The sequence below is a fragment of the Rhizobium sp. BK418 genome (genome assembly GCF_004341105.1).
In the GTDB taxonomy this organism is placed as follows: Bacteria; Pseudomonadota; Alphaproteobacteria; order Rhizobiales; family Rhizobiaceae; genus Rhizobium.
This window is the reverse complement of record NZ_SLZK01000003.1, coordinates 1,075,137-1,097,054: the sequence shown is the minus strand read 5'-3', so window position 1 is coordinate 1,097,054 and position 21,918 is coordinate 1,075,137. Positions and strand designations below refer to the sequence as shown.

The window sequence follows — 21,918 nt, the reverse complement described above, 5'->3', positions numbered from 1 at the left end:
GAACTCCGTTCGGGCTACGCCCTCTCTGCGTTCCACCGCTGCTGCAGAGTCTCATCTTGATTGACGCTTCGTCTCATCTTGATTGTCGCGCTGCAAACATGCCCCGCTATCGGCAGTTGTGCGATCAGGTGGGAACGTAGGTCAGCCGGATCACGTCCTCGTCGATACGCTCGCTGGCCGCAAGGTGCAGCCGCGGCCGGGGGCCGACGAAGAATGGCGTGCCGTGACCGAGCACGACCGGGTGGAGATAGAGCCGATATTCATCGATCAGCCCAAGATCGCCAAGGCTTTGTGCCATGACTGTTCCGCCGACGCCGATCTCCCCGACGACCCGCGCCTATATCTCGCGGATTGCCGTCTCCAGATCACCTTCGACAAGCCTGGCGTTGGGGCCGACCGAGGTCATCGTGCGTGATACGACCCACTTCGTCTGCTGCCGCCACGCGGCCGCGAATTCGCGTGCCGCGGCGTCCCAGTCATCGCGGTCTTCGTCCCAGTAACGCATGATCTCGTACATGCGCCGGCCGTAGACACTGCCCGGCGCGCTGCCCACCTGCTCGATGAAGTGACGGAAAAGTGTTGGGCCAGGCCCGAACGCCTGATGGTCGACATAGCCGTCCAGTGATACGTTCATTCCGAAGACAAGCTTGGCCATGCGCTCTTCCTCCGCGCCGCGCTCCGGCGCATCTGATTGCATGATGCAATCAGTCGCAGAATAACCAGACCAGTTTCAAATTGCAATCGGCTATTCAGATAAGCACGAAGGCTGACGCATCGAAACATCTCAACGGCAAACCTGCCGACAGGTTCTAGATATCGGCCATCCTCAGCTCGATCAGTTCACGCGCCAGTTCGTAGGTTCCGTCTTCGTCGTCGCCGGAGGCCGCATCGATCAGCTCGGCGGCGGCCTGATAGACTTCCCGCTCCTCGTCAGCGGAAAGCAAGCCCTTGTTGCCAAGCACGGAGATGAGTGCGTTCAGAACGGCGGCGGCCGATAGTGTAATTGCCTCGGACGTGAGACGCGTGGATTCTGAAGACATTTTTATTCCTCGATCGCTACAACAACGCCTAAACAAAACGTTGGGCCTGCAACAAGTTCCAAGTCGAGACCCGACGCGAAGGATCAGGTTGATCTTATCGCGACAATAATGGCAGCACCACCCCTGCTGATTGCAAGAATTGGCCGGCCCCGCAGGCAGATTTTTTTCCTGAGAAAGCTTGATTATTACGACCTTGCCGTGGACTTCCATTACCGTGCAATCTTGACCTGTGCGAGATTGGCACAGTAGCTGTGAGCAGCCTGCCGACGACCCCGACATCCTGCCATGCCTTCGTCGGCGGCGAATATGAGATCGGCGATACGTTCGAAAGCCGCCTGCGCAAGGAATTCGAGGAAGAGACGAATGCCGGCAAGAGAGGCCCGCTATCTCTGCACTCTTCTGTCCTCGCCGATAACCCATTGATCCTGAATAAGTATTTCTAAAAACACGGCAAAAACGCCCAAAATTCCGGCTAAGTCATTGATTCTGAATAAGTGATTCACTTACCTCCCAAAATACGCGTAAAGAAATTCGATTCAGGAAAGAGCGCCGAACGACAAAAAAATATAAAAGTTTTTTCGTCCGGATGCGTCACTTATTCAGGATCAAGGACTTAGCCATTTTTGCAGCCATGCCGGCAGGCCGGCACCGTGATGCTGGTGCGGCGGCGCGTGGTGGAGGCTCGGCTGTTGTGCCTCGAGATCGCCGCGGGGGCGAAGCCAGGGAAAGGCAAAGCGGCTGCGGGGTACGACGTCGGTGCGCGGGAAAACGCTGTGGATGTGCTGCGTGTAATACCAGCCCGGCGATGGCGCGGTGACCAGGTTCTTGACGATGCCGGGCGGCACGTTGAAATAGCGGCGACGGCCTTTCAGGCGCAGCTCGACATCGAGGATCCGCGTCCTCGGATTATAGATGATCTCCTTGATCAGTCGTGATGAGATTTCCATTGTCGCCACCCACAAGCGGGTGCAGGGATCCCGGATGAGATCTCAGAACTGCGCCCTTCGCTTTTCGGGAGCAGCCGCCACCCTTGCTCCCACATTCATGCTCCTCACACTCATTGCCTTCATGCTTTGGGCCTGCATGTGAGCCCCCGCGCTCATTGCCCCCAGGCCTAGTGCTCCGGGGCCCGTGCCCGGCCGAATATGGATGCTCGCTCTCGTGCTCGTATTTGCAATGGCTCTTGCGCCGGCGATTTCAAGGGCGAGATTGGACGGCGCGATCTGGGTCTCGTAATAATCCAGCTTGTCCGCTGCCACTCTGAGGCCGACGATATGGCCGGGAATGACATTGAGATGAGTACGCGTGCTGCCATCGCTAAATTCAATCACCAGCCGGGAAGGTTGTTCGCTGTAACCGATCCAGGTAATCTCTCGTTCACGGCGGATCTTCTCGGACAAACCGAGAGCTTTTCTCAGTTTTTCAAGCATTGCCAATACCCTCTCCTTCTCCGTGCAGTATTGTCAAACTGATTCTCAATGCACCTGAAGCTTTTCATTCATTTATAAGCAGCGCTTATTTCCCTCCGGCCGCGATCCCGGTCCGTGCCGGGAGGCGGGCGCATCCGTTGCAGACGCGCCCGCGAGCCTGTTTTGGTGAGGCCAGAACGCAGGACACGAGGTCTGGCAGAAGCGCAAAACGCCAGGTGTTCGAAAAAGTTCCGGCATGGGACTTTGGTCTGATATTCGCGTCGACAACCCTTTCCCGGCTATGCCTGCCCACAAACCGGGAGCCGATCGCATGACGGAATTGACGGCGCGGCAACAGCGCTTCGTGGAAGAATATCTCGTCGATCCTGTCGGATCGCAGGCGGCGATAAGGGCCGGCTATTCCCCGCGCGGGGCCAAAGAGAGGGCCTGGCGACTCCTGCAGAAACCGGCCGTCGTCGCAGCCATCGAAACGGCGAAGGCGGAGCGCGCCGAGCGCACCAAGATCGATGCCGACTGGCTGCTGACGCGGCTTGCGGCCGAAGCGGAAGCCGATCTCGGCGATCTCTATGACGAGAACGGCGATTTCAAGCCGATCAAGGACTGGCCCGCCATCTGGCGGCAGGGGCTGGTGACGGATGTCGAAATCTCCGCGCTCTATGAGGGCACCGGCAAGGAGCGCAGGCAAGTCGGCCATGTGAAGAAGGTGAAATTCGCCGAGCGGCTGCGCCGGCTGGAGCTGATCGGCAAACATATCCGCATCAATGCCTTCAAGGAGATCGTCGAGCACAAGGGCCTCGGCGCGCTCGCCGAACGGCTGGAGCGGGCGCAGAAGCGCAGCGAGGAACAGAATGATGGCGGGGCGAAATAGAACCCGCGATGCTTAAGCCCATGACGTCTCAAAAATCCCCGCCCGCGCCGGACGAAAGCCGCGATCCCAACGACGATATCATCGAGCTCGCCGCTTCCTGCCGCTTCAGCCCGAAGCGCTGGAGCCGGCTTGCCTGGGACTGGGGTGTCGGCGAACTCGCCGGTTATGACGGCCCCCGCCCCTGGCAGGATGAGATCAACGAGCTGATCGGCACCCATCTGGCGAACCCCGAAACCCGCTACCAACCGCTGCAGATATCCGTCGCCTCGGGCCACGGCATCGGCAAATCTGCCGAAATGGGCATGTTGTCCAACTGGGCCATGTCCTGTTTTGCCGATTGCAAGGTGGTGACGACTGCCAATACCGAGGGCCAGCTGCGCACAAAGACGGCGCCCGAGATCGGCAAGTGGTTCCGCCTCTCCATCACCGCCCACTGGTTCGATGTGCAGGCCATGTCCATCAAGTCGCGCGATCCCGAGCGCAGCGAAAGCTGGCGGCAGGATTTCATCTCCTGGAGCGAGCACAATACCGAAGCCTTCGCCGGCCTGCACAACAAGGGCAGGATCATCCTCCTGCTCTTCGACGAGGCCTCGAAGATCCATGACAAGGTCTGGGAAGTGGCCGAGGGCGCGCTGACGGACGAGGATACCGTCATCATCTGGATCGTCTTCGGCAATCCGACCAGGAACAGCGGCCGTTTCCGCGAATGTTTCCGCCGCTTCCGCCACCGCTGGATTACCAGGCAGATCGACAGCCGCTCGGTGCCGGGCACCAACAAGCAGTTCCTGCAGCGGCTGGTGGACGATCACGGCGAGGATAGCGATATCGTCAAAGTGCGCGTGCGCGGCCAGTTCCCGAGCCAGTCTGCCCTGCAGTTCATTTCCGCCGACGATGCCGACCGGGCGCGATCCCAGCATCTCCGGCCGGAACAATATGGCTTCGCCCCCGTCATCATCGGCGTCGACCCAGCCTGGACGGGCGATGACCCGACAGTCATCATGCTGCGCCAGGGGCTCTATTCGAAGCGCCTCGCCACCATCCCCCGCAACGACAACGATATCGAGGTCGCCAATCTCATTGCCCGGCTGGAGGACGAATACGAGGCGGATGCGGTCTTCATGGACGCCGGCTACGGCACCGGCATCGTCAGCGCCGGCACGGTCATGGGCCGCGCCTGGCAGCTCGTCTGGTTCGGCTCCACCAAGGTGATCGACCCCGGCTATTACAATATGCGCGCCTATATCTGGGGCCAGATGAAACGCTGGCTGAAGGCCGGCGGCGCGATCGACCCCGCCAATGAGGTTCTCTACCAGGATCTCGTCGGGCCGGAGACCGTGGCGCGACTCGATGGCAAGATCCAGCTTGAGAGCAAGGAAGACATGAAGGAGCGCGGCCTGCCCTCGCCGAACGAGGGCGATGCGCTGGCGCTGACCTTTGCGCAGCCGGTGGCGAAGAAGGTTCGTCACCGGGCGGGGACAGGCGTGAAGGCGGCCGTGGACTATGACCCCTATGGTTAGGGCTGCACGTCCGGACTCTGCCTGCCGCTTAGATCTTCCTTGGGGGAGACCCCCGCCTCCATCGGAATGTGGTGCTTACGTCACCAGAGTGAGACCGGTGCCCGCGGCAGGCTAATCCCAATGCACGGCCCCGAGTTTATCCACAGATTTATTTCTGTGTTTACCGCGGAAAACCCGCAAAAACAGGACCTCCCTGGTGCAGAAAGCCGAACTAACCCAACTGGTTGAATTGCTGCCTCACACGCACGGGGGTCTAATCAAAAATGCCGCGGTGGAGGGCGCAGATGAGACAAGCACCGGGGCTGGGGCTCGTCTTTGTGCTGGGTGGCGAGCCCCCAATATTTTCACCAGCCATCCCACGAAATTGCGCCAGAAAAGATTGCCGCGGGAGGGACGCTTAAGGATGAGCTCCATCTTCAGAAGGTCCGCCAATGCCGCCATTGCTCGATGCCGACGACCCGAGCAGCCTTGATATTGTATGCGATGTCATCCTGGTAGACTGGTTCAATGCAGGAGTAGACACGTTCGATATCAGAGACTTTCGGGAAGAAATGGAATTGCACTATCAAGAGATGGGCAGGCCCGTCCCCGCAGAGATCGCTGATCCCCAAAAGCTCGTTCCAACCCTCCGGCTGCTGCAGGCGCGCATGCACATCGTCAAGCCGACGCGGATTACCGGTATCGAGTGGCAATTCCTGCGAAATGGTGACCGGGATTGACGGTGGCGGTCGTGCGCCTTGCGCCGCCTTTCACTCGTTGAGTTCGCATTTGAGATGCAGCTCATACGACTCGTTGACTCGACCGCCCGCCGTGACCAATCGAAAACAGCGGAGGCTGGGGCATGTGCGGACGCATTTACGTCAAAACCACACTCGAAGAGCTGATCAGCAATTTTGCATTCGCCGTAAAGGGCGGAGATATCGATGCTCTCGGCAATCGCTTCCCGCGCTGGAACGGCGCGCCGACGCAGGATTACCCTGTTGTCATCAGAGCGCTGGTCCGCGAGCCGGATACGTTCGGGCATATCTTTGAAGCCGCGAGCTGGGGGCTGAAGCCCCGCTTCTGGAAAACCGGCATGCCGGCGCCATTCAACGCGAGGTGCGAAGACGTTTCAACGAAACCGATGTTCAAGAACGCCTACAGGTCGCGCCGCTGCCTCGTGCCGATCAACGGCTTCTTCGAATGGAAGGACATCTTCGGCACGGGCAAGAACAAGCAGCCCTATGCCATCGCGATGAAGGACGATTCCCCCTTCGCCCTCGCCGGACTCTGGGAGATCTGGACGGATCCTGAGACCGGTATCGACCTCAAGAGCTTCACCATCATCACATGCGAGCCTAACGAGATGATGGCGACAATCCATAACCGCATGCCTGTCATCCTGCACCGGGCGGATTACGAGCGCTGGCTCTCGGCCGAGCCCGACCCCAGCGACCTGATGAAGCCATTCCCGGCCGAATTGATGACGATGTGGAAAATCGGCAAAGGCGTTGGATCGCCCAGGAATGACGGTCCGGAGATAATCGAGGAAGTTGATGAGGGCGACGAGCAGCAGCCGACGCTGATCTGATTTCACCGGTGTGAGCGGGCGTCTCGCATATCGAGGATCGTAGATCAGCGAACACCATTCCGACCCGCATTCCATAAAAAAAGGGCTCCATCGCTGGAGCCCTGATTTTGCTTGCATATGCCGGCTTATGCCGATCTTGGATCGTCATGCAGACCCCTCCTCCCTCATCTCTGCGGCCTCGGCCCAGCCCGATGCCCCAGAGACCCGGCGCGCCCGACACCTCTCGGCGCAGATGGCTCCTACGCTATACATGCGAGCCATCAACCGGATTCCTGTGACATATCTTACGCCAGCACGCCGACACAGGAACGAGGGAGGAAAGGGTATGCGCCCGGCAAATGCTGGCGGCTGATGCCGCCACCGGGCCGCATTCCGTTATGCTTTTGAAAGAAGGGCCTCTCTGAAGCCCCTCCTTCCGTTCTGAAGATCAGGCCGGACCCGGCCCGATCACTTATGGCCGTTACCGTTGCCACCGCTGTTGCCGTTGCTGCTGCCGCCGCTATTGCCACCGCTGTTGCCGCCGCTATTGCCGCCGCTGTTGCCACCGCTGTTGCCGCCGCTGTTGCCGCCGCTGTTGCCACCGCTGTTACCACCGCTGTTGCCACCGCTGTTGCCGCCGCTATTGCCGCCGCTGTTGCCGCCGCTGTTGCCACCGCTATTGCCACCGCTGTTACCGCCGCTATTGCCGCCGCTGTTGCCACCGCTGTTGCCGCCGCTGTTACCGCCGCTGTTGCCGCCGCTGTTGCCACCGCTGTTACCACCGCTGTTACCGCCGCTGTTGCCGCCGCTGTTGCCGCCGCTGTTGCCACCGCTGTTGCCACCGCTGTTGCCGCCGCTATTGCCGCCGCTGTTGCCGTTGCTGTTGCCGCCGCTATTGCCACCGCTGTTGCCGCCGCTACCGTCACCGTTGCCGCCGCTATTGCCGCCGCTGTTGCCACCGCTGCTGCCACCGCCGTTGCCGCCGCTGTTACCGCCGCTATTGCCGCCGCTATTGCCACCGCTATTGCCGCCGCCGCTACCGCCACCGCTATTGCCGCCGCTATTGCCGCCGCTGTTGCCTCCGCTGTTGCCGTTGCTGCTGCCGCCGTTGTCGTGACCGTTGCCACCGCCGTTGTCGTGATCCTTGCCGCCGCCGTTGTCGTGATCCTTGCCGCCGCCGTTGCCGTGATCCTTGCCGCCGCCGTGGTCATGGTCCTTGTCACCACCGTGGCCGTGGCCCTTGCCGCCGCCATGGTCATGGTCCTTGCCACCACCGTGGCCGTGGCCCTTGCCGCCGCCGTGATCATGGTCTTTGCCGCCACCGTGGCCGTGGCCCTTGCCGCCGCCATGATGATCGCCATCACCAGGGCCTGCACCGCCACCGTCGCCGGGTCCAGCGCCACCACCGTCACCAGGGCCTGCACCGCCACCGTCACCAGGGCCTGCGCCACCGCCGTCACCAGGGCCAGCGCCACCGCCGTCACCGGGGCCAGCGCCACCGCCGTCACCGGGGCCAGCGCCACCGCCATTGCCGGGGCCCGTGCCGCCGCCGTTACCCGAGCCGGAGCCGCCGGTATTACCGGAGCCGGAGCTGCCCTGATCCCCACGATTGCTGGAGGAGTTGCGGCTCGAAGCCTGATTGTCCCGGCCGAAGCGGTTGCCGCTGCTGTCGTTATTGACCGTGCGGCTGTCGTTATCGGTGCGGATGGATTTCGTCGGCAGGCACAGCCGGGCCTCGATCGAGCCGGGCTTGGCTGCGGAGCAGTTGACAACTGCCGGTGCGGCCATCGTGAGGCTGCTGCTTGCCAGAAGGAAAGCAACGGCGACGCTATACTTCGCTGCTTTGCGGATCATCTAATCTCTCCCAAAGTTAATAAACCGTTAATGAGGAGAGTTTTTATATTAGCGAACTGTTAATTCCAAGAATAAATCGTGGATAATGGCACAACCTCTTAATCTATAGTTAATTTCGTAAGTAATAAATTTTATTAAAGTTTTAGTATAAACTGTGTTACAGTCCCGCCGAGCAATAGAAGGGTGATTCATGCGGTGGCTTGTTTGTCTTGTTTCGCTTGTTTTCTTTCCCACGCAATTTCAGGCATTTGCCGGGCAAGCTTTACCCGTCACCCGAAGCATCGGCGCGCCGGTGGGATTCGCATCCGCCTGCGCCCGATATCGCTGGCTCTGCCATGAAACGTCAGGTCAAGGGGCGTCGGCCGAGGTCGGCATGCCGCTGCTGCGCAAGGTCACCCGCGCCGTCAACGGGCGCGTCAGATCGGTGGAAGATCAGTCACCCAATGGCGATGACTGGACTTTGCCTGTCGGCGGACGGGGCGATTGTGAAGATTACGCCCTGCAGAAGATGAAGGATCTCATCGACGCCGGCTTTCCGGCGCACCGCCTGGCGCTCTCGGTGGTGATCGGTCCGCGCAACGAAAACCACGTCGTGCTGATCGCCCGCATGGACGATGGCGATTACGTGCTCGATAACCTCAACAACGCAGTAAAACCCTGGCGAGCCACGCCCTATACATTTCTGGCGACCCAGGATTTCCTCAAACGCTCGACCTGGCGCGTGACGCTCGCCGGCCCGAGAGCGAACGAGTTTTCTTAATGGAACCAGGCAGCCTGCCATGGCTGCCAAACTTGAGACATAGTTGCCTTTGAGGGCGCGGAAGCGCTACGTCATGCCTCACCAGCCACACCCACGATGATTCCCATCGGAGGGCTTTGCGGATCGCTTCTCCACCCTACTTCTCTTCCGGTCAGCGGCTGGAGCTCCTCTCGCGAGAGGCGTTCCCGGCCTAACCACACGAGGAGGATTTCCGTGAGCGTCTTCGACCGCATCAAGAACGCGATCTTTGGCAAAGCGCAGGCTGCACCTGTTCCAGAGCCCTCGGCCGCACCCGCCGCCCCGCAAAGCGCCAGTGCTCCCGCCCAGCCGGCATCTCCCGCACCAGCAGCGAAGGCTCCGCCTGTCACGGAGCCCGCAACCGGCGCGCCGCCACCGGCTCAATCCAGCCCTGCTCAAACCGGCCCCGCTCAAACCAGCCCCGCTCAAACCAGTAATGCCGACATCGAGCAGATTCTGAACGCGGCCGTCAAGAAATCCGGCCAGAAGCTCGACTGGCGCCACTCGATCGTCGACCTGATGAAGGCGCTCGGAATGGATGCCAGCATGGCGGAGCGCAAGGAGCTCGCCGGCGAACTCGGCTATACCGGCGACACCAATGACAGCGCCAAGATGAACGTCTTCCTGCACAAGGCGCTCATGAAGAAACTCTCGGAAAACGGCGGCAAGGTGCCCGCCGATCTCCTGGATTGAGAGCCACGAAGCCTGTCCACGCCCGGCTGAAGGCCGCGCGAAATTCCCGGTGAGCGTTGCAGCGCCACCCTTTTATCCGCCGTCATGCTCGGGCTTGTCCCGAGCATGACGGAACAGCGGGTCGCAGCGCGAGGACTCACCAGCGTGGAGCGTCCGCCTGAAAACCGATGAATTGGACAGACAGAGGCTGCTCGCCAGCGTCTTCCAGATGTCGTCCACGATTGTTCCGCGCCGACCGCCTGCGCATCTCGACGCTGTCGGAAGGCGATGACCGGGCTTCGGCCACCGCTTCGCATCTCTCACAAGCCCATGCATCCTTTTGCTCCCTCATACGTTTGATCTGCTGCAGCCAAGGAGGAGACCGCAATGCCAGGGACCGACGGCTGGGACGATACCGACCGCAGGAAAGACAGCCTCGACGAAACCACGCCCACCCCGGCCGATGAGCAAGCGAGGGCCGAGGGCTTTGCCAGCGAGCAGGCCTATGAGGACTATCTCGATGCAGTTGCCGAGGATGCCCCGATCGAGGAGGTCATCGTCGATGTCGAGCGTGCCGCTTCGCGCGAGGAACTGGAGCGGCAGATCGAGGATGTGCGCCAGGAGATCAACAATCTGCGTGCCCGGCTTCACGTCATCCGCCATCGGGCGGGCAACGTCGTGGAAGAAAATCTGCGCTGGGCGAATGCGAGCGCGCATGCCCAGCTTGGCGATTACCCCTGGCTGAAACTCTCCAGCGCCATGGCCGCCGCCTTCCTGGTCGGCAGGGCCTTGCAGCGGTTGCCCTTCGGCTCGCTGGCAACGGCGATGGCGCCGCTCATTCTGGCCGCACGCCAAAGAGACCGGTAAGACCGTCTTTTCCCCGCTGCCTGCCGCCGCCCTGCTCCAGATGGCGGCATTTCGCGTGTTGCATGCCGGCAAGGCGATCTTCGAAGAGGTCGAGCGGCAGAACCGGTTTGCCGAAAAATACCAGCGGCTGCGCCACAGGCACCCGGGCATCCCCGTAATGGTGGTTTGACACGCATGGCATAGACGTGGAGAGTCTGACGCCTTGAGGAAGTGTGCCGCCGGTAGTCTTCCGAGAGGTCGGCGGGCGGGCAGTAGGGATTGGATTGTAGGGGGCTGAGGTTTGCGCCCGGAGCCAAGAGCCCTCACCCCTATCGACGAACCTTCCGCCTTGCGGCACGTGTCACGCTCTCCGCGAGAATGGCAAGACAGCCGGCAATGAGCAGCGCAGCCCCTGCCATCGGCCCCATGAGCCCGGATTTGACCGCGAACCCGACACCGAGCACGAGCAGCAGGCTCAAAAGCGCCAGCGCCCCGTCATCGATGAACATGCCGGTCAATTCCTTGAAGGCGATCTTGAGAATGTTCATCGGGCGACGGGCTCCATATGCGTGTCGTAATATTGCCGCAGCCATTTGACGGCCGCGAAGGAGAAGGCGGCGAGAAGGGCGAAGATGCCGATCAGCGACAGGTCCTCGCCCGGCCACTCGGTGCCGAGACCCTCGCCGACCCAGAAGATGCCGAAGGCCGTCAGCATCAGTCCGACGATGAATTTCAGCGTGTTTTCCGGCACTGACGACAGCGGCTTGTGCACAAGCATACCGATGGCGAGCACGGCGATGCAGGCAATCAGCGCGCCGATGGTCGCGAAGGGCAACATGCCAGGCCTGGCGCCGGTGGCGATGACGATGAACACCACTTCGACGCCTTCCAGCAACACGGCTTTGAAAGCCGCCGTGCCGGCCAGGAAATCTGCCCGCCGGTCGGCCGACCGGCGCGCCAGTGCATCGGTCTCGGCTGCAAAGGCCCTTTCCTCGTCATGCAGCGCAATGAAGCCCGAGGCCCTGAGGATTGCTTTTCTGAGCCACCGCATGCCGAACAGGATCAGCAATGTGCCGATGAAGAATTGCAGGATTTCGATCGGGATCAGCGCGAGCAGTGGTCCGAAGACCAGCACCAGCACCGCAAGCACGGCCAGCGCCAGCCCGGTGCCGATGAAGGCCGGCCGCCAGCTCTGCGTGACGCCGACGGCAAGGATGATGGTGAAGGCCTCCACGACTTCCACGAAGGAGCCGAGAAAAGAGGCCGTCACCGTGGAAGTTATGCTTGTTATTGTGGTCATGATGCTTGTCCGCGGTCATTTCGAAAGGGCAATGGAATTCAGATATAGCCGAAGGCGGAATTTGCCGGAGGATGGCGACGGTCGCCTGGCTGCTTCGATCTCAATCCCCCATTTGAAGCGCATCGAGCGGATATCCCTTCGACATAGAGACGCAATTCCCGGGGCTTATCGTTGCGCCAGCAGCGGGCGCAGCGCGTCGAGCAAGGGGTCAGGGGAGACGGGCGGGCCGTCGGGCTCCCACGCGTTTTGAAACTCGGCGATTTCGATGCCGACGAACTCATGGTCCGCAATGACCTCGCAGCAGGCCTTGAGATCATCAAGCGACAGGCCGCCTTCACATCGATAATCGGTCGGCACGATGCCCGGCTCCAGCACGTCGCAATCGAGATGCACGTAAACGGCGCGACCGGCAATTGCGCTCCTGAGCGCCTTCGCCAGATCGTCTTCCGGCTTGATGTGCGGAATGCGGTGTTGCGCAATCAGCTCGACCTCATAGGGATCGAGGTCGCGCTCTCCCACCAGAACGATCTGATCCAGATGCAAACCGGCGCCGAGACCTGAATCCCAGAGACCGGCAGGTCCTGCCAATGCCAGCCCGCCGAGATATCCTGAAATACTGGCTTCAGGCGGGTTCAGGTCGGCATGGGCATCGAACCAGACAATGCAGACGGAAGGATTATGCCTTGCGACGGCCGGAAGCGTTGCGAGCGAGACGGCGCACCGGCTCGTGGCGGCAATGGAAACAGCGCCGCGGGCAAAGACATCGTCCAGCCGCGATTGCATTTCCCTGAGCGCCGGCAGGGCCGCGTCCAGCTCCTCGCGCCAGCCGGAATTCGTCGCAGGCTCCGGTATTCCGATAATATAAGGGGAAATGCCGGAGCGACGCGAAAGCTCTTCGCCTATCGCCAGGGCGCCTGGTATCGCCAGATCGTTATGATCGCCGGCCCGGCCTTGAAAAACGGTATATTCAGTCAGTTTTGCCACAGCCAATACCTCCGAACATATCTCGTGGTCTTCTAGCCGGTTCTCTGCTGCAAAGCGAGGGTGTCTTATTTGCCCGGAATTCCGAATTTTTGCGAAACTCGGTTCGCTTTGCCGTCCGTTGCAATTGGTATTGCCGTGACTAAATTCCACATGACGCCACGCACCTCTCCGCCACGGAAAGACGATGAAGGGAAGCAACGCATGTGCCGAAACATAAAACCCCTGTTCAATTTCGATCCGCCGGCAACCGACGAAGAAATCCACGATGCGGCTCTGCAGTTTGTGCGTAAATTGAGCGGCACGACCAAGCCGTCGAAACGCAACGAGGCCGCCTTCGAGAAAGCCGTTTCTTCGATCGCAAAATGCGCCCATGACTTGCTCAATTCGCTGGAGACGTCTCAACCGCCTCGTGACCGCGAGGAAGTCGCGGCCAAGGCGCGGGCACGGTCGGCAGCCCGGTTCGCATAAGAACGCCCTGCCCTCTGGAGATCTCGTTCTCTGTCGGTGCAATGAGCGGCTTCCGGCCCAACCTCGCTACTGATCTCGAAGCACGCCGACGAGCGCCTTTCCGTCGCCATGCCGCCGCTTCTGGCCGCCGCTCCATATGCTGGTCTTGCCGGAACGCTACGATTTCGTAAGTATGGCTTGAGGACGGAAAGCCGGCGGCACGGCCGCGCCTTACAAATCCGTAAGAATTCGCTAAGGTAGACGACACAATTCCGCGCCAATTGTACGACGTCACATGTCCGGGCTCGGCAGAAGACCGAAATGCTCCACAGACAGGATTTGGAAACGGGGATTTGGACCGGGCATGCGCATTCTCGTCGTCGAGGACGATAAAAAGACGGCCGATTACGTCACGCAGGGCATGATGGAGGCAGGCCACGTCTGCGACATCGTCGGGGACGGACGCGACGGGCTCTACCAGGCGACGCGCGAACAATATGACGTGCTTGTCGTCGACCGCATGCTGCCGGGCCTCGACGGCCTGTCGCTGATCAAGGCGGTGCGCGCCGCCAAGATCGGCACGCCGGCGATCTTCCTCACCTCCGTCAGCGGCGTCGACGATCGCGTCGAGGGGTTGGAAGCCGGCGGCGACGATTATCTCACCAAGCCTTTCGCCTTTTCCGAACTGCTCGCCCGCGTCAATGCGCTGGCGCGCCGCCCGCCCGTGCGGGACGAAAAGACGGTGCTGCGTGTCGCCGATCTCGAACTCGACATGATCCGGCGGCAGGTGACGCGGCAGGGCCAGACGATCGAGCTGCAGCCGCGCGAATTCACCCTGCTCGAAGTCTTGATGCGTGACGAAGGCCGCGTGCTGACGCGCACCATGCTGCTCGAACGCGTCTGGGATTTCCATTTCGACCCGAAGACCAGCGTCGTCGAAACCCATATCAGCCGTCTGCGCGCCAAGATCGACAGGCCCTTCGACGTGCCGCTTCTTCATACCGTGCGCAATACCGGATACAGCCTGCATGCGCCGCGCTAAAGCATCGGACCGAAAAGTGTGGAGCGGTTTTCGGATAATCCGATGCTTCAGGCAGAACAAAGCATCAGACCGAAAAGTGTATAGCGGTTTTCGGACAATCCGATGCTTCAGGCAGAACAAAGCATTGGACCGAAAAGTGTATAGCGGCTTTCGGATGATCCGATGCTGAAGAAAAGACTGAGATTATTGCGAAGCACGCCCTTCCGGCTGGCTCTCGCCTTCGGGCTGCTCTTCATCCTTGCCTTTCTGGTGGCTGACATCATCACCTATCAGCTGCTGAAACGCGATCTGGCGCAGGCGCTCGACGATTCCGTGCGCGACACCTATTCGGTCGTCGCCGCCACCTATTCCTCCGAAGAGGAAGAGGAAGACTTCGTTGCCGCCGTGGCAACCTATGCCCGCCTCAACAACCCCGAAGACAGCATCTTCCTGCTGGTCAATGAAAAGGGCGAGCGGCTTGCCGGCAATGTTTCCGTGTTTACGGCAAAGGACGGCCTGTCGACGATCGAGGCCGGCGATATCGGCGTGAAAGGCGATGACCGCATCCGCATCCAGGCGGGCACAGTCGGTGGCAACCGGCTGATCGTCGGCGAGAGCTATTCCGACACCAACGATCTGGAACGTATCGCCCTGATGAGCTTCGTCTGGGCGTCCGGCGTCATCGTCATCCTCGCCTGCGGCGGCGGTGCCTTTTTCGCCGCCCGTGCCCAGCGGCGGCTCGACGGAATCGAGCGCGCGATGAGCGATGTGTCTGCCGGCAACCTTGCCCGGCGCATTCCGCTCGAAGGCAATGGCGACGATATCGATGTCGTCGCAGCCCAGATGAACCAGGCGCTGGACCGGCTGTCGGCTCTCGTCGAAGGCATGCGGCAGGTGAGCGCCGATATCGCCCACGACCTGAAGACGCCGCTCAACCGACTGCGCATGACGATCGAACAGGCGATGCAGCAGAGCGGGCGCGGCGTTGACGTCCAGCACTTCCTGCTCGATGCCCGCGAGGAGAGCGACCGCATCAGCGCCACCTTCGAGGCGCTGCTGCGCATCTCGCAGATCGAAGCCGGCGCCAGGAAGGCACGTTTCCTGCCGGTCGATCTCGCCGATATCATGAGTTCGGTCGCCGAAATCTACGGCGGCGTCGCCGAGGACAACGGCCAGTCGCTCGCCTTCGCCACCCGGCCGGCCTCCCCCTGCATGGTCAATGGCGACCGCGAGCTTCTGACCCAGCTCTTCGTCAACCTCGTGGAAAACGCCATCACCCATTGCCCGCCGATGACATCGATCACGCTCGCTCTCGAGGCCGGCGACGGCAGCTTTACCGCCACCGTTGCCGATGACGGCCCCGGCATTCCGGAGGCGGAGCGCGAACTGGTCTTCCGCCGCCTCTACCGCCTCGACAAGAGCCGCACGACGCCAGGTAGCGGCCTGGGCTTGAGCCTCGTCAAGGCAATCGCCGATCTGCACGGCGCCCAAATCACGCTTGACGACCGGCACCCCGGCCTCGGCGTGATCATGCGCTTTCCCGCCCAGCAACAAGGACAGGGGACATGAGAAGACGCTGGAATAGACTGGAGCAATTCCAGCGAATCTGTGCAGCGGTTATGCGGCCGAAACGGCCTGACGAGAAAAAGCGAAAGCGCGTCCGGATCTACGGACGTGCGTTCGCAGCGTTCGGCGCCGCTGCGCTGCTTTTCGGCCTCTATCTCGGCGGGCTGCAGCTATCGGGCAATTTCCATGAAGTGCTGCCGGGCGAGCTCTACCGCTCGGCCCAGCCCTCTCCCGCCGATATCGACAAATATGCCGCCCGCTACGGCATCAAGACCATCCTTAATCTGCGCGGCGAAGACAGCGCCGACTGGTACCTCAAGGAAACCGAGGCGGCGAAAAAGGCCGGCATCACCCACATCGATTACGGGCTTTCCGCCTCCAAGGAAGTGACGCACGAACAGGCGCTCGAACTGCTCGCGCTGCTGCGCAATGCCCAAAAACCGATCCTCATCCACTGCCAGGCCGGCGCCGACCGCACCGGCCTCGTCTCGCTCCTCTACCTGCAGCAGATCGCCGGCCTCGACGAGGAGACGGCAGAGAGGCAACTCTCGGTCCGCTACGGCCATATCGGCATCCCCTATCTCTCGGCAGCTTTCGCCATGGATATAAGCTGGGAAAAGCTCGAGAAGGTTTTCGGGATCGATAGCTAGGGCTTGCTTTCTTGGGGCACCGACGCTGCCCCTTCTCCCGTCATTCCTGTGCTTGTCACAGGAATCCAGCGGCCGCGTGTCCACGCGGCCAGAGACTCTGATGTTTGCGGTCATCTCGGTGCATCATCAGATGACAGGAAATATCCTCAATTCTGGATCTGCGTCATCGCTGTTTTTCAAGAGTCTTTTCGGCTTGCAGACGCAAGCCGGCTGGATTCCTGTGACAAGCACAGGAATGACGGAGGTTGGGGTGGCGCCGCTGCCAAAAGAGAACGTTGGGCGGGAAGCAGGTTTCACGCGGCACACTTTCTATCCAGTGCCAGGAGGGGCCGTGCCGTATGCCCCAGGGCCTGCCTCTCCCTCAGAGCTCTCTTGTGGCACCGACACTGCCCCTTCTCCCGTCATTCCTGTGCTTGTCACAGGAATCCAGCGGCCGCGTGTCTACGCGGCGAGAGACTCTGATGTTTGCGGTCATCTCGGTGCATCATCAGATGACAGGAAATATCCTCAATTCTGGATCTGCATCATCGCTGTTTTTCAAGAGTCCTTTCGGCTTGCAGACGCAAGCTGGCTGGATTCCTGTGACAAGCACAGGAATGACGGAGGGTGGGGTGGCGCCGCTGCCAAAAGAGAACGTTGGGCGGGAGGCGGGTTTCGGGATACGCGATACACTCTGTCCATCCAGTGCCCGGACGGATCATGCCGCATGCCCATCCCACTCAGCGCTCTCTTGTGGCACGACGCTGCCCCTCCTCCGTCATTCCTGTGCTTGTCACAGGAATCAGCGGCCGCGTGTCTACGCGGCGAGAGACTCTGATGTTTGCGGTCATCTCGGTGCATCATCAGATGACAGGAAATATCTCAATTCTGGATCTGCGTCATCGCTGTTTTTCAAGAGTCCTTTCGGCTTGCAGACGCAAGCCGGCTGGATTCCTGTGATAAGCACAGGAATGACGGAGGTTGGGGTGGCGCCCGCCGCCTCTTCCATCCGCGCTCCAGGCACGACCGCGGCCGGCGCAGGTATCCTGCGCCATGAGCCGGTCAACGCATACCTGCCGGCCTGGATCATTCCTTCGGCGGCGGCCCGCCCCGCCGCTCCAGCGCCGTCTTGCGGATGGTCTCGGCAATCTCCGGACTGCTGCTCGACAACATCTGGAAATCGACGGCGTAGAGCGACAGCAGCGATACCTCGGTTGCTGCGCTGACCGTCGCCGAGCGCGGTTCGCCGCTGATCAGCGCCATCTCGCCAAAGAAGTTTCCGGCACCGAGTTCCACCGGATGGTCTGACGTCGCCACGGTTACCCGCCCCTCGACAATGAAGAACATCTGATCGCCGACATCGCCCTTGCGGCAGATCACGGCGCCTGCGGGGACAATGCGCGGTCGCAACGCCCTGACGATCTCGATCAGTGCGGCGGAACCAAGCTTCTGGAACAGGGGTACGGCAGCGACCAGTTGCCAGTTGCGAACGAAGTCCTGGCGGCGAACCTCTTCGTAAAAGCCGGTGGCGAGAATGCCGGCCCAAAGTGCAAAAATACCGATCCCGCTCATCATCACCAATCCGGCCAGAACGCGGCCTGCAAGGCTCTGCGGGATCTCGTCGCCATAGCCGGTCGTCGACAGCGTCACGACCGCCCACCACATCGCCTGCGGAATGCTGCCGAACCTGTCGGGCTGGACGTCTCGCTCGATGATATAACCGGCCAGCGCAGCGCCAAAAAGAACGATGCCGAACACCGATGTCACGCCAAGCAGATTGCGCGATTCATTCGCGACCACCTTTGCCAGCAGCCTGAAAAAGGTCGAGTCGCGCAAAGGCTTGAGAAGCCATATGGCGCAATAGAGGTTTCGATCGCGGGACCCCGCGAACAAGAATGCAGCAGCCGGAACCAGAACCGCGAGCAAATCGATCACAAGGGCCGGCATCCCTTCCGACAAGCGGTGGCGCCGTGAAAACAATGTGCCGCCCAATTGGAGCGCATAGGCCAGCCAAATCGCCGCAAGTAGCAGCTCAAGGACAAGCCTCTCCTGTTCAGCAAGACCCTGCGTCGTCAGCGCGGCGACGACCAGGAGACCGATTGTAGCGAGCAGCACATTGAGCGGCGTCGAAATCTTTGAGAAAGGCACTGCCGACATTAGACACTCCCAACCGCCCGGCATTCGACGACAATAGATAGCTTCGGGCCACACGCAAGCGACTATGTGTGCGCCCTAGGCCTGCCTTCTACTCAGAGCTCTCTTGGGGGGCCGACGCTTCCTCACTCTCCGCCATTCCTGTCCTCGGACTCGTTCCGGGGAATCCAGCAGCCGCGTGTTTACGCGGCAGGAGACTCTTACGCATGCGGCAATTTCGCAGTCCCGTTAGATGCCAGGAAATTTCCTCTCATTCCGGATCATTGTTGTTGCTGTTTTTCAAGAGTCTTTTCGGCTTGCAGGCGCAAGCCGGCTGGATTCCTGTGACGTCCCTCGTGCCAGCACGAGGAGGGAATGACGGAGGTTGGGGTGGCGCCGCTGCCCAAAGAGATGTTGAGCGGGAGGCAGGTCTGCGGACACTTGTACCTAGGCTATACAGTGCCTGGAGCAGTGATGGAGAAAGGAGGTGGAGTCCCCAACATCCGTCATTCCTGTGCTTGTCACAGGAATCCAGCAGCCGCGTGTCCACGCGGCGGAAGATTCTTACACGTGCCGCAGTCTCACAACCCCATCAAATGCCACGAAATATCCTCCCACTCCGGATTATTCTCCTCGATGAGATTGAGCTTCCATTGCCGCGGCCATTTCTTGATGGTCTTCTCCCGGGTGATTGCTGTCGTGACGAGATCGTATTCATCGAACCAGACAAGCGTCTTGACGCCGTAGCGGGAGGTGAAACCGGGCGTCAGCTCGTTCTGGTGTTCGAACAGCCGGCCGGGCAAATCGCTTGTCACGCCGGTATAGAGCGTGCCGTTTCTTTTTGACGCGAGGATGTAGACGTAACCCTTCATAGTTGAAGAGTGGCGTATTCTGGCGCTGTTTTTCAAGAGTCTTTTCGGCTTGCCGACGCAAGCCGGCCGGATTCCTGTGACAAGCACAGGAATGACGGAAAGAAGGGAGCGCGCCGGTGCCCCAAGCGAGCCCGGTGGAAGGCAGGTTTCCGGAGGTCCTCATGCAACGACCGGAGCGCCAAGGTAGCAGGCACCACCACCCATCCCGCAGATTTCCCAAATCAACAGATGATCTAAGGCATCGTTTGCGGTTATACCGGACCAACCCAGCCCCCGTGCATCTGAGTCCGCCATGCCCCTTCCCTATCGCAATTCTAGGCTGCTTCGCCGCTCCCGTGTCATCTGGGGATCCTTTTCGCTGTGGCGGCCGCGGCTCGTGTTCTGGTGCGGGGCGCTGGCGATCGGGCTGGTCAGCGTCGGTTTTGCCAGGCTCGCGGATCTGGCGCAGAAGGCCTTTGCCGGGCTGACGTCCTCAAGTGAATGGTCGTTCCTGCTGCCGCTGATCCTCAGCCCGCTCGGCTTCATGCTGTCGGCCTGGCTTGCCGCAAAACTGTTTCCCAATTCGCAGGGCAGCGGCATTCCGCAGGCGATCGCCGCCCGCCATCTGCGCCACGAGGAAGACCGCACGCGGCTGCTCTCCCTGCGGATCGCCGCCGGCAAGATTGCGCTTACCGTTCTCGGGCTCTTCTGCGGCGCCTCGATCGGCCGCGAAGGGCCGACGGTGCAGGTCGGCGCCTCGATCATGCTGGCCGTTGCCCGCTTTGGCGGCATGGCGCAGGCGCGCGGCCTGATCCTGGCAGGTTCGGCAGCCGGTATCGCCGCCGCCTTCAACACGCCGCTCGCCGGCATCGTCTTTGCCATCGAGGAGATGAGCCGCACCTATGAGTCGCGCGCCAATGGCCTGGTGCTGACCGCCGTCATCCTCTCGGGGCTTGCCGCCCTCGGCCTTGCCGGCAGCTATAACTATTTCGGCGAGGCCTCCGTTGCGCCGGCGGGCTTGAGCGATTGGGGTCTGGTGATCGTCTGCGGCATTGGCGGCGGCGCGCTCGGCGCCGGCTTCAGCGGCTTTGCCCTGCATTTCGGCCAGCGCATCCGCCGCTGGGCGCAGCCGCAGCCGCTCGCGCGCATGGTCATGCTTGCCGGCATCTGCGGGCTGGCGGTGGCCGCCATCGGCATCGCCTCCGGCGGCACGACCTTCGGCACCGGCTATGATCAGGCAAAAGGCGCGGTCGAAGGCCATGCGCTGCCGCTCTTCTTCTTCATCGAAAAGCTGGCGGCCGGTTTCCTGTCGATGCTCTCAGGCATTCCAGGCGGCATCTTCGCTCCGTCGCTTGCCGTCGGCGCCGGCTTCGGCAGCACCGTCGGCTCGCTTCTCGGCACCAGCATCGCACTATCAGCCATCCTCGGCATGACCGGCTATTTCTCCGGCGTCGTGCAGGCACCGATGACGGCCTTCGTCATCATCCTGGAAATGACCGGCGACCATCAGGCGGTCATCCCGATCATGGCCGTTGCCATGCTCGGCTATATCACCTCGCGCATCCTCTCGCGCGAACCGCTCTACCACGGCCTCTCCCGCGTCTTCATTGCCGCGGCCGTCAGAGCACGGCGAGCGATGGAACGGGAAGAGGCTCCGGTCTAGCAGCCTCGAAGCCGGACTGTCACCGCCTCTCGCTCTCCGCCTCACCAGCGGTCCGAGCGATGAAGCGCTTCGAGACCAGCCAGCACAACAGCGCCCAGAGCGAACCGGCGACCCAGCCGGCCAGCACATCCGTCGGATAGTGCACGCCGAGATAGACGCGGCTGAGGCCGATGATGACGGCGAGGAAGATGCCTGCGCCCATGACGAAGATGCGTGTCGCCCGGTAGCGCTGCGTGCGCGCCAGCAGCGCCCCGAGCGTGAGGTAGGTGACGGCCGAGACCATCGCATGGCCGCTCGGGAAACTCAGATCGTTGACGTCGACGAGATGCGGAACGATATCCGGCCTGGCGCGGGCAATGAGGATCTTCAGCCCCGTGCTCGCCAGCCAGCCGCTGAGGACCGACAGGAACAGGAAGGCGGCGATGGCCGTTCGGCGGTCGAGCAAAAGGTAGATGGTTGCGAGCAGCGTCAGGATCGACAGCACGGTGATGCCGCCAAGGCTGGTAATGTCGCCGATCGCATGCGTCAGCCAGTGCGGGCCGATCGGCTGGGCGAGATTGCCTGGCTCGCGCAGCCAGAGCAGGATCGTCCTGTCGAAACCCAGCGTCTCGCCCTCCATCACCTCGCTCGTCAGCCGCTGCAGCAGGAAGAGGCCGCCAGCCAGGCAGGCGAAGGTGATGAGCGTCATCGGCTCATACTGGTTCAGCCAGGTCTTGATACGCTGCATTCTTCTCCCATCGGATGGTATGGTCTTCCGGAAAGGTCCCGGC

23 protein-coding genes and 1 pseudogene are annotated in these 21,918 nt (G+C 61.3%); 13 read left to right on the top strand and 11 right to left on the bottom strand.

Features of this window, described 5'->3' with window-relative positions; all coding sequences use genetic code 11:
• Positions 1 to 124 precede the first annotated feature (124 nt).
• Together EV281_RS16990 and EV281_RS16985 are read right to left on the bottom strand one after the other, a co-directional pair.
• Positions 125 to 655 (bottom strand): annotated as a pseudogene (locus EV281_RS16990) (dihydrofolate reductase family protein).
• Positions 656 to 809: 154 nt separating this feature from the next.
• On the bottom strand, positions 810 to 1,040 hold the full coding sequence (locus EV281_RS16985) for a hypothetical protein (protein ID WP_132654250.1): 231 nt from the start codon (positions 1,038 to 1,040) through the stop codon (positions 810 to 812).
• 251 nt (positions 1,041 to 1,291) lie between these two features.
• Here EV281_RS16985 and EV281_RS16980 point away from each other — a divergent pair, with 251 nt between their 5' ends.
• A complete protein-coding gene (locus EV281_RS16980; protein WP_132654248.1) occupies positions 1,292 to 1,483 on the top strand; it encodes a hypothetical protein in 192 nt (63 codons plus the stop codon).
• 162 nt (positions 1,484 to 1,645) lie between these two features.
• On the opposite strand, the gene EV281_RS16975 is transcribed toward EV281_RS16980, so the two are convergent.
• Positions 1,646 to 1,987: a KTSC domain-containing protein gene (locus tag EV281_RS16975; protein ID WP_132654246.1), complete on the bottom strand. Its 342-nt coding sequence runs from the start codon at positions 1,985 to 1,987 to the stop codon at positions 1,646 to 1,648.
• Between the two features lie 42 nt (positions 1,988 to 2,029).
• Positions 2,030 to 2,476 (bottom strand): hypothetical protein, encoded by a 447-nt coding sequence (locus EV281_RS16970; RefSeq protein ID WP_312862111.1) that lies wholly within the window; start codon positions 2,474 to 2,476, stop codon positions 2,030 to 2,032.
• 304 nt (positions 2,477 to 2,780) lie between these two features.
• Between EV281_RS16970 and EV281_RS16965 the strand changes: the two genes are divergently transcribed.
• The 4 genes from EV281_RS16965 (at position 2,781) to EV281_RS16950 (ending at position 6,425) form a co-directional block, all read left to right on the top strand.
• Positions 2,781 to 3,338, top strand: a complete 558-nt coding sequence (locus EV281_RS16965; protein WP_132654244.1) for a terminase small subunit — start codon at positions 2,781 to 2,783, stop codon at positions 3,336 to 3,338.
• A gap of 20 nt (positions 3,339 to 3,358) precedes the next feature.
• Positions 3,359 to 4,855 (top strand): terminase, encoded by a 1,497-nt coding sequence (locus EV281_RS16960; RefSeq protein ID WP_132654242.1) that lies wholly within the window; start codon positions 3,359 to 3,361, stop codon positions 4,853 to 4,855.
• Between the two features lie 431 nt (positions 4,856 to 5,286).
• Positions 5,287 to 5,574 carry a hypothetical protein gene (locus EV281_RS16955; RefSeq protein WP_132654240.1) on the top strand — a complete coding sequence of 96 codons (288 nt, stop codon included), beginning with the start codon at positions 5,287 to 5,289 and terminating at the stop codon, positions 5,572 to 5,574.
• Positions 5,575 to 5,696: 122 nt separating this feature from the next.
• The gene (locus EV281_RS16950) at positions 5,697 to 6,425 is read left to right on the top strand and encodes an SOS response-associated peptidase (RefSeq protein WP_132654238.1); all 729 of its coding nucleotides are present in this window, start codon (positions 5,697 to 5,699) and stop codon (positions 6,423 to 6,425) included.
• 447 nt (positions 6,426 to 6,872) lie between these two features.
• On the opposite strand, the gene EV281_RS31190 is transcribed toward EV281_RS16950, so the two are convergent.
• Entirely contained in the window at positions 6,873 to 8,258 is a 1,386-nt protein-coding gene (locus EV281_RS31190; protein WP_165911909.1) for a hypothetical protein, read from the bottom strand.
• A 190-nt stretch (positions 8,259 to 8,448) separates the two neighbouring features.
• On the opposite strand from EV281_RS31190, the gene EV281_RS16935 reads away from it, so the two are divergent.
• The 3 genes from EV281_RS16935 to EV281_RS16925 all read left to right on the top strand — a co-directional run bounded on the left by EV281_RS16935 (position 8,449) and on the right by EV281_RS16925 (position 10,575).
• Positions 8,449 to 9,018: a transglutaminase-like cysteine peptidase gene (locus EV281_RS16935; RefSeq protein ID WP_132654236.1), complete on the top strand. Its 570-nt coding sequence runs from the start codon at positions 8,449 to 8,451 to the stop codon at positions 9,016 to 9,018.
• Positions 9,019 to 9,231: 213 nt separating this feature from the next.
• A complete protein-coding gene (locus EV281_RS16930; protein WP_132654234.1) occupies positions 9,232 to 9,729 on the top strand; it encodes a DUF3597 domain-containing protein in 498 nt (165 codons plus the stop codon).
• A 366-nt stretch (positions 9,730 to 10,095) separates the two neighbouring features.
• Positions 10,096 to 10,575: a hypothetical protein gene (locus tag EV281_RS16925; protein ID WP_245508290.1), complete on the top strand. Its 480-nt coding sequence runs from the start codon at positions 10,096 to 10,098 to the stop codon at positions 10,573 to 10,575.
• Between the two features lie 308 nt (positions 10,576 to 10,883).
• Here the strand turns inward: EV281_RS16925 and EV281_RS16920 are convergent, their stop codons facing one another.
• The 3 genes from EV281_RS16920 to EV281_RS16910 form a co-directional block, all read right to left on the bottom strand.
• Positions 10,884 to 11,102 (bottom strand): hypothetical protein, encoded by a 219-nt coding sequence (locus tag EV281_RS16920; protein ID WP_132654232.1) that lies wholly within the window; start codon positions 11,100 to 11,102, stop codon positions 10,884 to 10,886.
• The gene (locus EV281_RS16915) at positions 11,099 to 11,854 is read right to left on the bottom strand and encodes a TMEM165/GDT1 family protein (protein ID WP_132654230.1); all 756 of its coding nucleotides are present in this window, start codon (positions 11,852 to 11,854) and stop codon (positions 11,099 to 11,101) included. The genes EV281_RS16920 and EV281_RS16915 overlap by 4 nt, the downstream gene beginning before the upstream one ends.
• A gap of 165 nt (positions 11,855 to 12,019) precedes the next feature.
• A complete protein-coding gene (locus EV281_RS16910) occupies positions 12,020 to 12,838 on the bottom strand; it encodes an arginase family protein (RefSeq protein WP_132654228.1) in 819 nt (272 codons plus the stop codon).
• A 201-nt stretch (positions 12,839 to 13,039) separates the two neighbouring features.
• Between EV281_RS16910 and EV281_RS16905 the strand changes: the two genes are divergently transcribed.
• The 4 genes from EV281_RS16905 (at position 13,040) to EV281_RS16890 (ending at position 16,522) form a co-directional block, all read left to right on the top strand.
• Positions 13,040 to 13,306, top strand: a complete 267-nt coding sequence (locus EV281_RS16905) for a DUF2277 domain-containing protein (RefSeq protein ID WP_132654384.1) — start codon at positions 13,040 to 13,042, stop codon at positions 13,304 to 13,306.
• Positions 13,307 to 13,649: 343 nt separating this feature from the next.
• Positions 13,650 to 14,327 (top strand): winged helix-turn-helix domain-containing protein, encoded by a 678-nt coding sequence (locus EV281_RS16900; RefSeq protein WP_132654226.1) that lies wholly within the window; start codon positions 13,650 to 13,652, stop codon positions 14,325 to 14,327.
• 162 nt (positions 14,328 to 14,489) lie between these two features.
• Positions 14,490 to 15,875, top strand: coding sequence for a HAMP domain-containing sensor histidine kinase (locus tag EV281_RS16895; RefSeq protein ID WP_165911908.1), 1,386 nt, complete (start codon positions 14,490 to 14,492; stop codon positions 15,873 to 15,875).
• On the top strand, positions 15,872 to 16,522 hold the full coding sequence (locus tag EV281_RS16890) for a dual specificity protein phosphatase family protein (RefSeq protein ID WP_245508289.1): 651 nt from the start codon (positions 15,872 to 15,874) through the stop codon (positions 16,520 to 16,522). The genes EV281_RS16895 and EV281_RS16890 overlap by 4 nt, the downstream gene beginning before the upstream one ends.
• A 1,065-nt stretch (positions 16,523 to 17,587) precedes the next feature.
• Here EV281_RS16890 and EV281_RS16875 read toward each other — a convergent pair.
• Complete coding sequence (locus EV281_RS16875; RefSeq protein ID WP_132654224.1) at positions 17,588 to 18,658, bottom strand: cyclic nucleotide-gated ion channel; 1,071 nt, start codon at positions 18,656 to 18,658, stop codon at positions 17,588 to 17,590.
• A gap of 557 nt (positions 18,659 to 19,215) precedes the next feature.
• Positions 19,216 to 19,506, bottom strand: a complete 291-nt coding sequence (locus EV281_RS16870; protein WP_132654380.1) for a GIY-YIG nuclease family protein — start codon at positions 19,504 to 19,506, stop codon at positions 19,216 to 19,218.
• 292 nt (positions 19,507 to 19,798) lie between these two features.
• On the opposite strand from EV281_RS16870, the gene EV281_RS16865 reads away from it, so the two are divergent.
• Positions 19,799 to 21,148 carry a chloride channel protein gene (locus tag EV281_RS16865; RefSeq protein WP_132654222.1) on the top strand — a complete coding sequence of 450 codons (1,350 nt, stop codon included), beginning with the start codon at positions 19,799 to 19,801 and terminating at the stop codon, positions 21,146 to 21,148.
• A 19-nt stretch (positions 21,149 to 21,167) separates the two neighbouring features.
• On the opposite strand, the gene EV281_RS16860 is transcribed toward EV281_RS16865, so the two are convergent.
• On the bottom strand, positions 21,168 to 21,875 hold the full coding sequence (locus EV281_RS16860) for a phosphatase PAP2 family protein (protein WP_132654220.1): 708 nt from the start codon (positions 21,873 to 21,875) through the stop codon (positions 21,168 to 21,170).
• Between the last annotated feature and the right edge of the window lie 43 nt (positions 21,876 to 21,918).

Coding starts and splice junctions, on each gene's coding strand:
- EV281_RS16985 (WP_132654250.1), bottom strand. CDS start 1,040: ATGTCTTCAGAATCCACGCGTCTCACGTCCGAGGCAATTACACTATCG.
- EV281_RS16975 (WP_132654246.1), bottom strand. CDS start 1,987: ATGGAAATCTCATCACGACTGATCAAGGAGATCATCTATAATCCGAGG.
- EV281_RS16965 (WP_132654244.1), top strand. CDS start 2,781: ATGACGGAATTGACGGCGCGGCAACAGCGCTTCGTGGAAGAATATCTC.
- EV281_RS16960 (WP_132654242.1), top strand. CDS start 3,359: ATGACGTCTCAAAAATCCCCGCCCGCGCCGGACGAAAGCCGCGATCCC.
- EV281_RS16955 (WP_132654240.1), top strand. CDS start 5,287: ATGCCGCCATTGCTCGATGCCGACGACCCGAGCAGCCTTGATATTGTA.
- EV281_RS16950 (WP_132654238.1), top strand. CDS start 5,697: ATGTGCGGACGCATTTACGTCAAAACCACACTCGAAGAGCTGATCAGC.
- EV281_RS31190 (WP_165911909.1), bottom strand. CDS start 8,258: ATGATCCGCAAAGCAGCGAAGTATAGCGTCGCCGTTGCTTTCCTTCTG.
- EV281_RS16935 (WP_132654236.1), top strand. CDS start 8,449: ATGCGGTGGCTTGTTTGTCTTGTTTCGCTTGTTTTCTTTCCCACGCAA.
- EV281_RS16925 (WP_245508290.1), top strand. CDS start 10,096: ATGCCAGGGACCGACGGCTGGGACGATACCGACCGCAGGAAAGACAGC.
- EV281_RS16920 (WP_132654232.1), bottom strand. CDS start 11,102: ATGAACATTCTCAAGATCGCCTTCAAGGAATTGACCGGCATGTTCATC.
- EV281_RS16915 (WP_132654230.1), bottom strand. CDS start 11,854: ATGACCACAATAACAAGCATAACTTCCACGGTGACGGCCTCTTTTCTC.
- EV281_RS16905 (WP_132654384.1), top strand. CDS start 13,040: ATGTGCCGAAACATAAAACCCCTGTTCAATTTCGATCCGCCGGCAACC.
- EV281_RS16900 (WP_132654226.1), top strand. CDS start 13,650: ATGCGCATTCTCGTCGTCGAGGACGATAAAAAGACGGCCGATTACGTC.
- EV281_RS16895 (WP_165911908.1), top strand. CDS start 14,490: ATGCTGAAGAAAAGACTGAGATTATTGCGAAGCACGCCCTTCCGGCTG.
- EV281_RS16890 (WP_245508289.1), top strand. CDS start 15,872: ATGAGAAGACGCTGGAATAGACTGGAGCAATTCCAGCGAATCTGTGCA.
- EV281_RS16875 (WP_132654224.1), bottom strand. CDS start 18,658: ATGTCGGCAGTGCCTTTCTCAAAGATTTCGACGCCGCTCAATGTGCTG.
- EV281_RS16870 (WP_132654380.1), bottom strand. CDS start 19,506: ATGAAGGGTTACGTCTACATCCTCGCGTCAAAAAGAAACGGCACGCTC.
- EV281_RS16865 (WP_132654222.1), top strand. CDS start 19,799: ATGCCCCTTCCCTATCGCAATTCTAGGCTGCTTCGCCGCTCCCGTGTC.
- EV281_RS16860 (WP_132654220.1), bottom strand. CDS start 21,875: ATGCAGCGTATCAAGACCTGGCTGAACCAGTATGAGCCGATGACGCTC.